The 13,111-nt window shown below is 59.1% G+C and carries 12 protein-coding genes; 5 read left to right on the top strand and 7 right to left on the bottom strand.

The annotated features are described in order from the left end of the window. Window positions 1–199: 199 nt before the first annotated feature. Window positions 200–2,113 carry a bifunctional 5-dehydro-2-deoxygluconokinase/5-dehydro-2-deoxyphosphogluconate aldolase gene (locus ACR6AS_RS18540; protein WP_293773265.1) on the bottom strand — a complete coding sequence of 638 codons (1,914 nt, stop codon included), beginning with the start codon at window positions 2,111–2,113 and terminating at the stop codon, window positions 200–202. Between the two features lie 546 nt (window positions 2,114–2,659). Between ACR6AS_RS18540 and iolD the strand changes: the two genes are divergently transcribed. The 3 genes from iolD to iolE are packed head-to-tail and all read left to right on the top strand — an operon-like array spanning window position 2,660 to window position 6,591. Continuing rightward, window positions 2,660–4,600 carry a 3D-(3,5/4)-trihydroxycyclohexane-1,2-dione acylhydrolase (decyclizing) gene (gene iolD / locus ACR6AS_RS18535; protein ID WP_434163435.1) on the top strand — a complete coding sequence of 647 codons (1,941 nt, stop codon included), beginning with the start codon at window positions 2,660–2,662 and terminating at the stop codon, window positions 4,598–4,600. Between the two features lie 51 nt (window positions 4,601–4,651). Further along, window positions 4,652–5,662 carry a bifunctional inositol 2-dehydrogenase/D-chiro-inositol 1-dehydrogenase gene (gene iolG, locus ACR6AS_RS18530; protein WP_111141887.1) on the top strand — a complete coding sequence of 337 codons (1,011 nt, stop codon included), beginning with the start codon at window positions 4,652–4,654 and terminating at the stop codon, window positions 5,660–5,662. A gap of 32 nt (window positions 5,663–5,694) precedes the next feature. Continuing rightward, window positions 5,695–6,591 carry a myo-inosose-2 dehydratase gene (iolE, locus tag ACR6AS_RS18525; RefSeq protein WP_111141889.1) on the top strand — a complete coding sequence of 299 codons (897 nt, stop codon included), beginning with the start codon at window positions 5,695–5,697 and terminating at the stop codon, window positions 6,589–6,591. 49 nt (window positions 6,592–6,640) lie between these two features. On the opposite strand, the gene ACR6AS_RS18520 is transcribed toward iolE, so the two are convergent. Together ACR6AS_RS18520 and ACR6AS_RS18515 are read right to left on the bottom strand one after the other, a co-directional pair. Beyond that, window positions 6,641–7,195 (bottom strand): DcrB family lipoprotein, encoded by a 555-nt coding sequence (locus ACR6AS_RS18520; protein WP_434163432.1) that lies wholly within the window; start codon window positions 7,193–7,195, stop codon window positions 6,641–6,643. 179 nt (window positions 7,196–7,374) lie between these two features. Continuing rightward, window positions 7,375–8,040: a 7-cyano-7-deazaguanine/7-aminomethyl-7-deazaguanine transporter gene (locus tag ACR6AS_RS18515; protein WP_111141893.1), complete on the bottom strand. Its 666-nt coding sequence runs from the start codon at window positions 8,038–8,040 to the stop codon at window positions 7,375–7,377. A gap of 204 nt (window positions 8,041–8,244) precedes the next feature. Between ACR6AS_RS18515 and tusA the strand changes: the two genes are divergently transcribed. After that, window positions 8,245–8,496 carry a sulfurtransferase TusA gene (tusA, locus tag ACR6AS_RS18510; protein WP_010253330.1) on the top strand — a complete coding sequence of 84 codons (252 nt, stop codon included), beginning with the start codon at window positions 8,245–8,247 and terminating at the stop codon, window positions 8,494–8,496. 37 nt (window positions 8,497–8,533) lie between these two features. On the opposite strand, the gene ACR6AS_RS18505 is transcribed toward tusA, so the two are convergent. Both ACR6AS_RS18505 and ACR6AS_RS18500 read right to left on the bottom strand, forming a co-directional pair. After that, complete coding sequence (locus ACR6AS_RS18505; protein ID WP_434163429.1) at window positions 8,534–10,819, bottom strand: zinc/cadmium/mercury/lead-transporting ATPase; 2,286 nt, start codon at window positions 10,817–10,819, stop codon at window positions 8,534–8,536. An 85-nt stretch (window positions 10,820–10,904) separates the two neighbouring features. Next, a complete protein-coding gene (locus ACR6AS_RS18500; protein ID WP_111141897.1) occupies window positions 10,905–11,534 on the bottom strand; it encodes a lysoplasmalogenase in 630 nt (209 codons plus the stop codon). Window positions 11,535–11,679: 145 nt separating this feature from the next. Here ACR6AS_RS18500 and ACR6AS_RS18495 point away from each other — a divergent pair, with 145 nt between their 5' ends. After that, complete coding sequence (locus tag ACR6AS_RS18495; RefSeq protein ID WP_111141899.1) at window positions 11,680–12,036, top strand: DUF2500 domain-containing protein; 357 nt, start codon at window positions 11,680–11,682, stop codon at window positions 12,034–12,036. Window positions 12,037–12,061: 25 nt separating this feature from the next. On the opposite strand, the gene ACR6AS_RS18490 is transcribed toward ACR6AS_RS18495, so the two are convergent. Next, window positions 12,062–12,334, bottom strand: a complete 273-nt coding sequence (locus tag ACR6AS_RS18490) for a DUF1145 family protein (RefSeq protein ID WP_009087803.1) — start codon at window positions 12,332–12,334, stop codon at window positions 12,062–12,064. Then, window positions 12,324–12,923, bottom strand: coding sequence for a 16S rRNA (guanine(966)-N(2))-methyltransferase (gene rsmD, locus ACR6AS_RS18485; RefSeq protein WP_111140410.1), 600 nt, complete (start codon window positions 12,921–12,923; stop codon window positions 12,324–12,326). The genes ACR6AS_RS18490 and rsmD overlap by 11 nt, the downstream gene beginning before the upstream one ends. Window positions 12,924–13,111: the final 188 nt, after the last annotated feature.

The following is a 13,111-nucleotide window of genomic DNA, read 5'->3' as shown; positions in this document are numbered from 1 at the left end:
GGTGGGAGGAGGGCGGAGTGCTGAACAATCGGAGCTGGCTGCAGCGGCTTAGCTTAACGAGCAGGCATGGCGGCGATGACGTTTCTCCGCTCTGACCCTGTTCACTGTGGCTGCACGGCCTCACAGCAGCCCATGCAAACGTCGTCAGAAAGGTTAACACCATCCCGTCCGGGATGGCGTCTGGCAGAGCCGCAGTGAATCAGGCACGGGCAGTGCGCCAGTGCTCAATCAGCCGCAGATAGTTGCCCTTAACCGTCTCAATCAGCGCCTCATCATCCAGCTCACCCTGCAGCCACTGGCGGGAAGGCTGACCAAAGATGGTGCGGCCTACCGCGAAACCTTTTACCCAGGGTGCGTCAGCCGCCGCCGCAAAACCAGCTTTGAGCTTCTCTTCGGGCGCATCCAGGCCAAGCAGCAGAATGCCGCGACAGTCAGGATCCTGCTGCTCAATCAGGCGACCAATCGTCTGCCAGCATTCGGCCGAAAGCGGCGGCAGTTTCCACCAGTCAGGCTTAATGCCCAGGCTGTAGAAGTGGCTCAGCATATCGACGTAATAAACCTCGTTCTTGTCCGGATGGCTCTCAGGCAGAATCACCTCCAGCAGCAGTTCGTGACCGCTCTTGTTGCAGCCCTTCCAGACGTCAAGCAGCAGCTCATCCTGCTCTTTTCGCAGTTCAGCACTGTCATGAGGATGATAGAAGACCAGACATTTCACGACATGCTCGGCGGGCCAGTCGATCAGCTGAGAGCCGATATTGCCATGCTCCAGACGCAGCGGACGTGAGCCCGGTAGCTCGATCGGGCGACCAATCCACCAGTTCTTACCGGTAATGGCATTCAGCGTTTTCTGTCCGTAGGTGGTATCGGCCAGAATGCCGCTTTTATTCTCTAATCCCGCCTCTTCGGCCGCCTGCTGTGCCGCTTTCAGTAGCAGCAGCTTCAGCGGCGGGATGCGGCTTTCATCGACACCCGCCTCCTGGGCCATCTCCGCCAGCTGCTTGCGGTGGTCAAAGGCGAAGACATTCAGCTCTGGCCAGGACTGCCTGCGGGTGGTGACGCGGTGCAGATGGTTCAGACGACTGTCGAGATCGGGACGTTTTACCGCATCATCGCGGCTCAGAAAATCATCCAGCTCCGCCCTGGTAGGCATAGCGGGGGCGCAGCCGTGGCGTGAAACCACCAGTGCGCCGCAGGCGTTGGCGTAGCGGCACGCCTGTTCCCAGCCCTCATCGTTCAGCCAGCCGCGCAGCAGGCCAGACATAAAGGCATCGCCCGCACCCAGCACGTTTAGCACGTCAACCCGCACGCCCGTGTGCAGCTGCGTCTGGTCCCAGCTATCCGGTATTTCACCCTCAAATACCACGCAGCCCAGCGGGCCGCGTTTGCAGACCAGCGTAGCCTGACTCGCCTGACGCACGCTCTTCAGCGCGGTCAGAGTATCGGTGCTGCCACCGGCAATGTGAAACTCCTCTTCGGTGCCGACGATCAGATCGAAATAGTGCACCACTTCCTGAAGCTGCTGAGTGACCTGAGAGGACTCAATGAAGCGGGTTTCGCCATCGCCCGGCGAGGTCAGCCCCCACAGAACCGGACGATAATCGATATCCAGCGCGGTGCGCAGGCCGTGACGGCGGGCGATATCCAGCGCTTTCAGCACGGCTGCCCGCGTCTGTGGATGGGACAGGTGGGTTCCGGTCACCGCCACCGCGCGGGAAGAGGTAATAAAGGCCTCGTCGATATCTTCCGGCACCAGGCCCATGTCGGCACAGTTATCGCGGTAGAAAATCAGCGGGAAGGTCTCTTCATCTTTAATACCGAGGATCACCAGGGCGGTCAGACGCCGCGGATCGGTGATCAGCGCGTCAGTGTTACAGCCCACACGCTGCAACGCTTCACGCAGAAAGCGACCGTTGTGCTCATCGCCCACGCGCGCCAGCATCGCCGATTTCAGTCCCTGAATGGCGGTGCCATAGGCGACATTGCCTGACGAACCTCCCAGATATTTCGCGAAGGAGGTGACATCTTCCAGTCTCGCCCCGATCTGCTGGCCATAAAAATCAACGGCGATTCGCCCGATACAAATCACATCAAGCGGCTTCTGTTCTGTACGCATACCTGTGGTTTCCTTCTGTGATTAGCAGAGCTGGCGAGCGAAACGAGCAACGTCATGTCTGCCCGGCTCCCGGGTCTGTGAATGTCTCACTGGCTGTAGCGGCAGTATGAGGAATAAAAATTTCATAAACAACTTGTAATGAAATATCCGTCGCAAATATGTGAACCAGGTAAAACTCCTGATCCTGACCCACCGGCGCGCAATCCGCTATCCCGATGCGCGCCATGTCAGGGTTGTGAGGCCGATCGCAGAGATCTCTTCGTCGCCAGGGCACGCTGCCCCCACTGAAATGAATTTTTTCATCCCGCTCGCTGCACGGTAAAACGTTCCGGATTTTCCTGCCGCTTTCTCCCGCCAGACCCGCTGCAACCGCTAAATTTGATCTCACTCGCAAAATGAAATGTTTCTTCTGTAATCATGTTTTATGAAAAATATATTTGTTTATAATCGCCTCACGTTTCAGTTATTCCGGTCGCCTGTTCCGTCGATAACCACGTATGGCGGGGTGTCGCGGAGGTCGGGGTCCACCAGCATGTAAGGATGAATATGGGCACAATCAGACTGACCACGGCACAGGCGCTGGTTAAATTTCTTGATAATCAATTTATCGATGTGGATGGTGTCGAAACGAAGTTTGTTAAAGGCATCTTCGCTATCTTCGGCCACGGCAACGTGCTGGGGCTGGGCCAGGCGCTGGAGCAGGACAGCGGCGATCTGGTGGTCTGGCAGGGGCGTAACGAGCAGGGCATGGCCCACGCCGCCACCGGTTTTGCCCGCCAGTCACTGCGTCGTCAGATTATCGCCTGCAGTTCATCTGTGGGGCCTGGCGCGGCCAATATGATCACCGCAGCGGCAACCGCGACCGCTAACCGTATTCCACTGCTGCTGCTGCCCGGCGATGTCTTCGCCACCCGTCAGCCCGATCCGGTACTGCAGCAGATTGAGCAGAGCTACGATCTCAGCATCAGTACCAACGACGCTTTTCGTGCCGTCAGCAAATACTGGGATCGCGTCAGCCGCCCGGAACAGCTGATGTCCGCCTGCATCAATGCCATGCGTGTCCTGACCGATCCGGCCGAAACCGGTGCGGTAACGCTATCGCTGCCGCAGGATGTACAGGGCGAAGCCTGGGACTATCCCGACTATTTCTTCCAGAAACGGGTTCACCGTCTGGATCGCCGCCTGCCGGTGGCAGCACAGCTGGCGGATGCCCTGACGCTGATCACCCGTAAGCGCAAGCCGATGATTATCTGCGGCGGCGGGGTGAAGTACTCCGAAGCGGGCGAGGCGCTGCGGCAGTTCGCCGAACGCTATCAGATCCCTTTCGCAGAGACGCAGGCGGGCAAAGGCACGCTGGTTTCCGATCATCCGCTGAACCTGGGCGGCGTGGGCGAGACCGGATCGCTGGCCGCTAACCTGCTGGCGAAAGAGGCTGACCTGGTGATCGGGATTGGCACCCGCTATACCGACTTCACCACCGCCTCGAAATGGATTTTCCAGCATCCCGAAGTGAGTTTCCTGAACGTTAACGTCAGCAACTTCGACAGCTACAAGCTGGACGGTGTCCAGCTGCTGGCCGACGCCCGTGAGGGACTGACGGCGCTGACGGCGGGACTGGCCTCACAGCACTACAGCAACGACTGGGGCAGTCAGATTGCGCAGGCGCAGCGTCAGCTGCTGGAAGAGACGCAGCGCGTCTATCAGGCCGAATATCACGATGGCGACTTTGTGCCGGAGATCGCTGACCATCTGGATCGCGAGGCGGTATTTGCGGAGTTCCGCCGCCTGACACAATCCCTGCTGACGCAGAGCAGCGTGCTCGGCACCCTCAATGAGCAGTTGCCGAAAGAGGCGGTCATCGTGGCAGCCGCGGGCAGCCTGCCGGGCGACCTGCAGCGTGTCTGGCGCACCCGGGATTACAACGCCTATCACGTCGAATATGGCTACTCCTGCATGGGTTACGAGGTCAATGCGGCGCTGGGCGCGAAGCTGGCCCAGCCGCAGCGCGAGGTCTATGCGCTGGTCGGTGATGGCTCCTTTATGATGCTGCACTCTGAGCTGGTCACGTCGGTTCAGGAGGGGGCGAAGATCAACGTGGTGCTGCTGGATAACATGACCAACGGCTGCATCAACAATCTGCAGATGGAACACGGCATGGACAGTTTTACCACCGAGTTCCGCTTCCGTAATCCGGAGAGTGGCAGGCTGGATGGCGGCTTTATCCCGGTCGATTTTGCCGCGATCGCCGCCGGTTACGGCTGTAAAACCTACCGTGTGACCACGCTGGAGGAACTCAGCGCCGCGCTGGAAGATGCACGTACTCAGACGGTTTCGACTCTTATCGACATCAAAGTGCTGCCAAAAACCATGATCCACAAATATTTCAGCTGGTGGCATGTCGGCGTGGCGCAGGCTTCAAACACTGAACGCGCGCAGGCGGTGGCGGATAAGCTCAACAGCCATCTGGATCAGGCACGAAAGTATTAATTTTAAGAGCCGTTTTCCTCTTCTCCGTACGAACCCTACACAGGTGTAATTATGACTTTGAAACTTGGTGTTATCGGTACAGGTGCAATTGGTCAGGAACATATTCGCCGCTGCAGCCATGTGCTGCAGGGTGCCCAGGTTGTGGCCGTCTCTGACATTAATGTCGACGGTGCGCGTGCCGCCCTCCAGCGCCTGAACATCGAGGCGGAGGTGTTCCAGAATGGCCATGATGTGATTCAGTCGCCCAACGTCGATGCGGTGCTGGTGACCTCATGGGATCCGACCCATGAAGAGTTCACCCTGGCGGCGATTGCCGCCGGTAAACCGGTGTTCTGCGAGAAGCCGCTGGCGATGAGCGCCGAGGGCTGCCGCCGGGTCGTCGATGCGGAGATTCAGGCAGGAAAACGTCTGGTGCAGGTCGGCTTTATGCGTCCCTACGATGCGGGCTACCGTGCGCTGAAAAAGGTGATCACCGACGGCGACATTGGTGAGCCGCTGATGCTGCACTGCGCACACCGCAACCCGACCGTGCCGGAGAACTACACCACGCCGATGGCGATTACCAACACCCTGATCCATGAGCTGGACGTGCTGCGCTGGCTGACCAGCGACGACTACAAAACGGTGCAGGTGGTCTTCCCGCGCGTGACGTCGAAGTCTCACAGTCAGCTGAAAGATCCGCAGATCGTGCTGTTTGAAACTCAGAAAGGGGTGCGCATCGACGTCGAAATCTTCGTTAACTGCGCGTATGGCTATGACATTCAGTGCGAAGTGGTTGGCGAAGAGGGCATTGCCCGTCTGCCGGAACCCTCTTCGGTACAGCTGCGTAAAGATGCCCGTCTGTCGAACACGATTCTGGTGGACTGGAAAGATCGCTTTATCGAAGCCTATGACGTGGAGCTGCAGGCATTTATCAACGACATTCAGGCAGGACAGCTGACCGGTCCTTCTGCCTGGGATGGTTTTGCCGCCTCTGTGGCCGCCGATGCCTGCATTAAAGCGCAAAACAGCGGTGCCATTGAGCCGGTAGAGATGCCGCCACGCCCTGCTTTTTACAACTGATTTCGCCCTGAATGCGGCCCGGGAACATGACGATGAACAAAGAGAATGTAAAACTGGCGATCGCGCCGATCGGCTGGACCAATGACGATATGCCGGCGCTTGGCAGTGAAAATACTTTTCAGCAGACGGTCAGTGAGATGGCGCTGGCTGGATTTACCGGCAGCGAGGTCGGCAGTAAATATCCCCGCGATCCGGCGATTCTGAAACCGATGCTCGACATTCGCGGCATTGAGATCTGTAACGCCTGGTTCAGCACCTTTTTTGCCCGTGGTGACAGAGAGAAAACGCTCAGCGCGTTCATCGAACACATGAACTTCCTGCATGCGATGGGCGCACGGGTGATTGGCTGCTCAGAGCAGAGCAAAAGTATTCAGGGCACCGAACTGGCGGTGTTTGAGCAGAAACCCGTTTTCACGGATGAAGAGTGGCGCTTAACCGCAGAAGGCTACAATGAGCTGGCGCGGATTGCGGCAGAGAAGGGGATGCGCGTCACGCTGCATCATCACATGGGCACCGGTATTCAGACCCCGGAAGAGATCGATCGCTTTATGGCGATGACTGACGAGCAGGTCGGTTTGCTCTACGACACCGGCCATATTTACTACTCCGAGGGCTCACAGCAGAAGATGCTGGCGGTACTGGAAACGCACCTGCCGCGTATCTTCCACGTTCACCTCAAGGATGTGCGCGATGAGGTCGTCGCCGACGTCCGCGAGAACCATCTCTCGTTTCTGGAAGGGGTCAAAAAGGGCACCTTTACCGTACCGGGCGATGGCGTGATCGACTTTAAGCCGGTGTTCAGAATTCTGGATGATTATGGTTATAAAGGCTGGATGGTGGTGGAAGCGGAGCAGGATCCGGCGCTGGCGAATCCCTTCGAATATGCGGTTAAAGCCCGCAGATATATTCGCGAGAATGCCGGTCTGTAAAAGGCTTTTAAGCTGACTTCTCTGCCGGGCAGAGAAGTCAGCCTGCGATTTACTTCAGGGTAATACTTTTCACAATACTGTCAGCGTTGCTCTGCGCCTGCTGCTGATTATCGCCTGGCAGCGTAATCTGCAGCGTCACAAGCTTGCCATCGACTTTCGCCAGAATCACGGACGACCATGAGGTCTGATTATTGGCGGAAATCACGGTATCCAGCTGCTGCGCGGGCTGATTTTTCAGCGTCACGGCTTTGTTCGACACCACCTGCAACTGCGGATCACGATTACGCTGCTGCTGCTCCATGCGCTGTGACAGCACATCCAGCGCGTCACTGGTCGGCTCGCCGGCAATCACGATAATGGCGCGGGCACCGGTTTCATCGGCATAAACGTGCATGTTAGTGGTCTGCGAACCCAGCTTACCGCTTTTATCTGACATGCCTGGTGGCAGTGAGAAGCTCAGCTTGCCATCCATAAGTGTGACAGTCTGGGCTGACTGACTGGCGCTGACGCCGTTGTCATTCGCCGCCTCCTCTTTCTTCTGGTCACAGGCCGCTAAGCCCAGCACCAGTAAACTCATTCCTACATATTTCACCAGCTTGCGCATCAGAATCCCTTTTTTCAGTTTCCGGTCAGGCACTCATACAACAGGAATCAGGCTGCAAACGCAACCTGATGATTGTCAGAAGATCTTAGCGGATAATTGCCGGAATGGCAGAGCGTATGAGCCTCTGGCCGGGCAGACGTCTGTTTGTCCGTCTGCCCCTGACGCCTGCCGGGCCAGGTTTAGCCGAAGTTGACCTGGCGGGTGGCCTGACGTTCCGCCAGGCGTTTCAGCGCCGCGTTGAGCAGCACACCATAGGCAGGCAGGAAGAAGATCATGCAGATCAGCACCTTGAAGCTGTAATCCACCAGGGCGATCTCGACCCAGTGCTGCGCCATAAACGCATCGGGGCTCTTGTAAAAAGCGATAAAGAAGAAGGCCAGGGTGTCGCTGATGTTCCCCAGGAACATGGCGCAGCCCGGTGCGGCCCACCACTGCGGCAGCCGGCGCAGACGGTTAAAGACGTGAACGTCAAGGATCTGACCCAGCGCGTAGGCCATAAAGCTGGCGCAGGCGATACGAGCCACAAACAGGTTCATCTGTTCCAGCGCCTGCCAGCCCTGCCATTCTCCCTGATAGAAGAGGGAAGAGATGCCATAGGAGATAAACAGCGCCGGGATCATGACCGCCAGAATAATGCGTCGGGCCAGCGGTGCGCCAAAGATACGCACGGTGAGATCGGTCGCCAGAAAGATAAACGGAAAGCTGAATGCGCCCCAGGTGGTGTGGAAACCAAAGATAGCAACCGGCAGCTGGACCAGGTAGTTACTGGAGGTGATCACCAGCAGGTGAAACAACGACAACCAGAAAAGCGCATGCATGCGCTGACGTGAAGAAAATGCGAGCATAATCGACCTTTTTAATGTTGGGGTGAGGGAACCCATTGCGCGACACCGTTCGAGCGGTGGCGGGCAGTTTTATGAGTAAAAAGCGGCGGCATCTTATCGCGTTGTGCTTTTTATGCAATGGTTAATTTTAGCGCAATCGTTATCGCCTTGCGTCACCGCCCGCACGCGCTAGAATGAGCGCCCCTTACCTGAACCGAGTCGATTATGAGCGATGCTTTTTCCTCTGCCGACCATCAGCTGGATGCCCGTGGCCTGCGTTGCCCGGAGCCGGTCATGATGGTGCGCAAAACCGTACGCAGCCTGCAGGATGGCGAGACGTTGCTGATCATCGCCGATGATCCGGCGACCACCCGCGATATTCCCGGCTTCTGCCGCTTCATGGAGCATGGCCTGCTGGCGCAGCAGACCGACACGCTGCCCTATCAGTTCCTGATCCGCAAAGGCATGGCAGGTTAACGACGGCCGGACGGACCGCCGTCAGCCTGCTCCATCCTCAGGCGTGCCGCCGCAGTAGCCGCAGCGCGTTGGCGGTGACCAGCGCGGTCGCCCCTGAATCGGCCAGCACCGCCAGCCAGAGTCCGGTCAGACCCAGCAGAGTGGTGACCAGGAAAATCGCCTTTAAGCCCAGCGCGATGCCGATATTCTGGCGGATGATGCGGCGGGTCCGGCGGGCCAGCGCAATCATCGGCGCGAGATGACCGAGCTGATTTCGCGTCAGCGCCGCGTCGGCCGCTTCCAGCGCCACATCGGTGCCGCTGCCCATCGCGATCCCCAGGGTCGCCGCCTTCATGGCGGGCGCATCGTTGATGCCATCCCCGACCATCGCCAGCGGCTGCTGCCGGCTCCGTTCACGCACCGCCGCGACTTTGTCGGCGGGCAGCAGGCTGGCGCGATAATCAATCTGCAACTGGCGGGCGATCGTGGCAGCGGCACGCGGGTTATCGCCGGTCAGCATCAGGCTTTCAATACCCAGTTTTTTCAGCGCCTGCACCGCAGCGGCCGCGTCGTCGCGCAGCCGATCGCGCAGTGCCAGGGCACCCAGCACCTCGCCCTCACACAGCAGTACCACGAGGGTTTCCCCTTCCGCTTCCCGCTGCGCAATCTGCGCCGTTTGCTCCGGCGTCAGTCCGGGGGCATGCGCGGGCGTCAGCAGCTGAACCTGTTGGTCTGCGACCCTGGCGCTGATGCCACGTCCCGCCAGCACCTGCTGATCGTGCGCCTCAGGCAGCGTCAGATGGCGCGCCTGCGCGGCCGCCACGATGGCGCTGGCCAGCGGATGCGTCGCCCCCTGTTCAACGGCGGCGCTCAGTGCCAGGATCGCGATCTCGTCGCGCGCGCCAAACCGCAGGATCTGCGTCAGTCCGGGCTTGCCCAGCGTCAGCGTACCGGTTTTATCAAACGCGATGCAGCGCAGCGAACTCAGCCGCTCCATCGCCGCCCCGCCTTTGATCAGGGCGCCCTGACGCGCCGCCGCCGCCAGCCCGGAGGTGATGGCAGCGGGGACAGAGATCACCAGCGCACAGGGGCAGCCAATCAGCAGCAGGGTCAGCCCTTTGTAGATCCACGGCTGCCAGTCGCCTGCGCCAGAGAGCGGCACCACCACCATCACCAGCAGTGACAGCAGCATCACCAGCGGCGTATAGATGCGACTGAACCGATCGATGAAACGTTCAACCGGGGCACGATGCGTTTCCGCTTCTTCAATCAACTGCAGGATACGGTCGATGGCACTCTCACCGGGCTTCGACACCACCTCCAGCTGCACCAGCCGGTCAATACTGGTGACACCGGCAGGCAGCGTCTCGCCACTGCTCCGCGCCACGGGCAGGGATTCGCCGGTCAGGGCGCTCTCATCGAAACTGGCGATCGGGCTGAGTAACCGGCCATCGACCGGCAAACGGCTGCCCGCCGCGACTTCGATCACATCACCAGGTTGCAGCGCCGTGAGCGATACCTCAACACGTTTGCCCTGTTGCAGGCGGATCGCGGATTCGGGCCGCAACGCCATCAGACTGGTGACGCCGCTGCGCGCCCGTGAGGCGGCATACCTTTCCAGCTGTTCGCCCAGCTGAAACAGGACCAGCACCATCGCCGCCTCTGCGTGTGCGCCAATCATCAGCGCGCCTGCCGACGCCACGGTCATCAGTGTCTCAATGGTAAATGGCGATCCGCTGCGCAGGCGCTGCCAGGCTGCGCGCGCCACCGGGATCAGGCCCGCCAGCGTGGTCACGACAAACAGCCGGTCGCCCCAGACCGGCGCAAGCTGGCTGAGCAGGGTACCGGCGAGCACCAGCAGCGCCAGCAGAATCAGCATCCGGTTTTGCTGCCAGCCTGGCGCGGCCTGTGGGGCAGAGGGGGAGGACGCGGCCGCGAGCCGGAATCCGGCTTTTTTCACCGCCTGTTCAACCGCATTCTGTACGTCAGTGTCGGCGCTGACCATCAGCTTCTCGCTGCTGAAAAGAACGCGGGCGTCGGTCACGCCACTCACCTGACGAACGGCGGTTTCAACGGTGCGGGCGCAGGCGGGGCAATCCATCCCCTGGATCTGCCAGCTGAAAGGATAAGCGCCGCCTCGCCGGTCACTTTCCTCTGCCGCCCCGCCATCACTGCCGGGACTGCTGTCGCTGTCGCAGCAACAGCCTGCCGTATCCGCCGTGACAGGCGTGGCAGCATGGATCGAAAGGGTAAGGGGACGAGCCTGAGGAACCTGGCATAGCGGTTTTGTGGCGGTGTGGCTGCCGCGGGGTTTGCCACAGCCACAGGCGTGATGGTGTTGCATATGACCTCCGGATAAGGGGATGAGCGACGCTGCCCATCCCGCTATCCTACACTCTGGAGTCGACTCCAGAGTCAAGGCACTTTTATCAGACCACCCACAGCGAGCGCACGATCATAAAGTGACCGGCAAAGTAGCAGGCGGCGACAACTGCGCTGTCGGCAGCGAAGCGACGACGGTAGTGCGAGAGGAACCACACAGCATTCGCCAGCAGCAGCAGTCCGGCACCGACCATGATGGAGAAGCTGTAATCGGTCGGACGGAAGAAGTACTGCTCGGTGGCGATCCAGGTCATCACCAGCGTCATACCGATAAAGGTACAGACCGGCCAGCGCAGATCTTCCAGCCGGCTCCAGAGGATACCGATCAGGGCAGCACCGATGATCAGCAGCGTCAGCGGAATCGGCCAGAAGAAGGTCATGGTCATGCTGGCGGCGAAGCAGAGGGTATAGAGCAGGTGCGACAGGAAAAAGGCCCCGATGGCATAGAGCATCTGCTGACGCGGCAGCAGCGTTAACGCATCACCCGCCAGCGTGGCGACCAGCCCGGCCAGAATCAGATAGTCCGTGCTCTGCAATACCGGTGCCTGCCAGGCGAGCCCGACCAGCAGCAGCAGAGTGACCGGTTTAAACAGCCAGCGCTGCCATTGCGGGCCGCGATAGCTGGCGTCGACATAGAGCCAGCCGGAGAAAAGGACAGCGAGGAAAGACCAGAGCATTGTTTCTCCCTTTTTTACTCAGAATGGTAAAAGATCCCAAAATATCTCTTCCAGTTTAGGTTACGCCTCTGCGATGTGACAATCAGGCAACTCTGGTTGTATGCTTTGCCGCCTGATCCCTCTTCTTCACAGGCGTGAGAATGCGATGAGTAAACCGCCGTTAATCTTTGTTATCGTCCTGGCGATCATTGCCGTTCTGGCGACCCGTCAGTTTATTAAGCAACGTCGCGAAGGGGCCATGAATGACGCTGCGCCTGCGCGTTCTCTGCAGGTTGAGGTCAGCAGTAAGCGCGAATTTCCTGCGCCCAATCGTCGTTCACGACAGCGCGAAGTTATCGCCGGAGAAGAGATGCGCTATGAAGTGCTGTTTCATCCCCTGAACGGTGCCAGCGACATCAGGGTGCAGCTAAAGGAAGGGGAGTATCATCAGCTGGATAAAGGCGCCCGGGGCGAGCTGACGATGCAGGGGACGCGCTTTATCCGCTTCACTCCCCTGCCGTAGAGGGCGGGCATAACGCCCGCCAGCCCTATTTTTTGCGTGGGAAATGTTTCTTCTGCCAGGCGACCAGCTCGAAGACGCCGAACAGGAACACCTTAATCTGTGTAACGCGGTCAATTGGCGGCGCATCTTTGGTCTGCGTTGCGCGCAGTAAAACGAGCTGCAGACCATGCATCATGATCATGAAAAACAGGGCAACGTTGATAAAATAGGTCAGCGGTTTCGGGTAGGGATGTACCACGTTGGCCAGTAAAAATCCCCACACGCATAGCATCAACAGACGCCCCAAATTAAGTAACATCCTGCGTCTCCTGTTGACGTTGATACAAACGATAAGCGACCTGTCCGGCTATTTTTTCGCGATAGAGGTCCCACGCTGGCGGCACCGGCGGCGCGCCATTTTCCACTTCACTTTCCACATAAATCAGCGCCTGCTCGGCCAGCCAGTGATTCTGCTCCAGCAACGCCAGCGTCTGCGCCAGCAATCCCTGACGAAACGGCGGATCGATAAACACCACATCAAAAGGTTCACCGGGCTGCGCCAGCCAGCTTAACGCATTGGTCTGAATCACGGTGCCATTCGTGGCGCGCAGCGTCTGCAGGTTTTTTGTCAGCTGCTGCGCCACCGGACGCTCCAGCTCCAGCAGCGTCGCGGAGCCTGCGTAGCGCGACAGGGCTTCCAGACCGAGCGCGCCGCTACCGGCAAAGCAGTCGAGGCAGCGGGCCTCTGGCAGTACCGGGGCCAGCCAGTTAAACAGCGTCTCGCGCACCCGATCGGTGGTCGGGCGCAGTCCGGCACTGTCCGGCACCGGCAATTTGCGTCCGCGCCACTGACCGCCGATGATACGGATCTGCCCGGCACCGCCTGTACTGCGGGGGTTTTTATTCATATTGCTCACAACTCGTCATAATTTGTTGCGTAGTTTAACGGGCCAATCGGTGAGAAGAAACGTTAAAAAAGGGTGCTGTGGTGAGCTGGCAGGAAAGTGTTAGACTACTGAGTTGCTGAAGTCATGCATTATTCTGCGGTTTACGCCGGTCTGGCGCTGACCAACTTTCATTGATTTACCCCTGGAAA

Origin of the sequence: Pantoea phosphatilytica, assembly GCF_051025615.1 — a bacterium.
Lineage (GTDB): Bacteria > Pseudomonadota > Gammaproteobacteria > Enterobacterales > Enterobacteriaceae > Pantoea.
This window is presented reverse-complemented; position numbering and strand designations above follow the sequence as displayed.

Excerpts from the sequence above, each read along its gene's own strand:
- tusA (WP_010253330.1), top strand. The coding sequence starts at position 8,245 with ATGAGCGATGCTTTTTCCTCTGCCGACCATCAGCTGGATGCCCGTGGC.
- ACR6AS_RS18495 (WP_111141899.1), top strand. The coding sequence starts at position 11,680 with ATGAGTAAACCGCCGTTAATCTTTGTTATCGTCCTGGCGATCATTGCC.
- ACR6AS_RS18520 (WP_434163432.1), bottom strand. The coding sequence starts at position 7,195 with ATGCGCAAGCTGGTGAAATATGTAGGAATGAGTTTACTGGTGCTGGGC.
- rsmD (WP_111140410.1), bottom strand. The coding sequence starts at position 12,923 with ATGAATAAAAACCCCCGCAGTACAGGCGGTGCCGGGCAGATCCGTATC.
- ACR6AS_RS18500 (WP_111141897.1), bottom strand. The coding sequence starts at position 11,534 with ATGCTCTGGTCTTTCCTCGCTGTCCTTTTCTCCGGCTGGCTCTATGTC.
- ACR6AS_RS18490 (WP_009087803.1), bottom strand. The coding sequence starts at position 12,334 with ATGTTACTTAATTTGGGGCGTCTGTTGATGCTATGCGTGTGGGGATTT.
- iolD (WP_434163435.1), top strand. The coding sequence starts at position 2,660 with ATGGGCACAATCAGACTGACCACGGCACAGGCGCTGGTTAAATTTCTT.
- ACR6AS_RS18505 (WP_434163429.1), bottom strand. The coding sequence starts at position 10,819 with ATGCAACACCATCACGCCTGTGGCTGTGGCAAACCCCGCGGCAGCCAC.
- iolE (WP_111141889.1), top strand. The coding sequence starts at position 5,695 with ATGAACAAAGAGAATGTAAAACTGGCGATCGCGCCGATCGGCTGGACC.
- ACR6AS_RS18515 (WP_111141893.1), bottom strand. The coding sequence starts at position 8,040 with ATGCTCGCATTTTCTTCACGTCAGCGCATGCATGCGCTTTTCTGGTTG.
- ACR6AS_RS18540 (WP_293773265.1), bottom strand. The coding sequence starts at position 2,113 with ATGCGTACAGAACAGAAGCCGCTTGATGTGATTTGTATCGGGCGAATC.
- iolG (WP_111141887.1), top strand. The coding sequence starts at position 4,652 with ATGACTTTGAAACTTGGTGTTATCGGTACAGGTGCAATTGGTCAGGAA.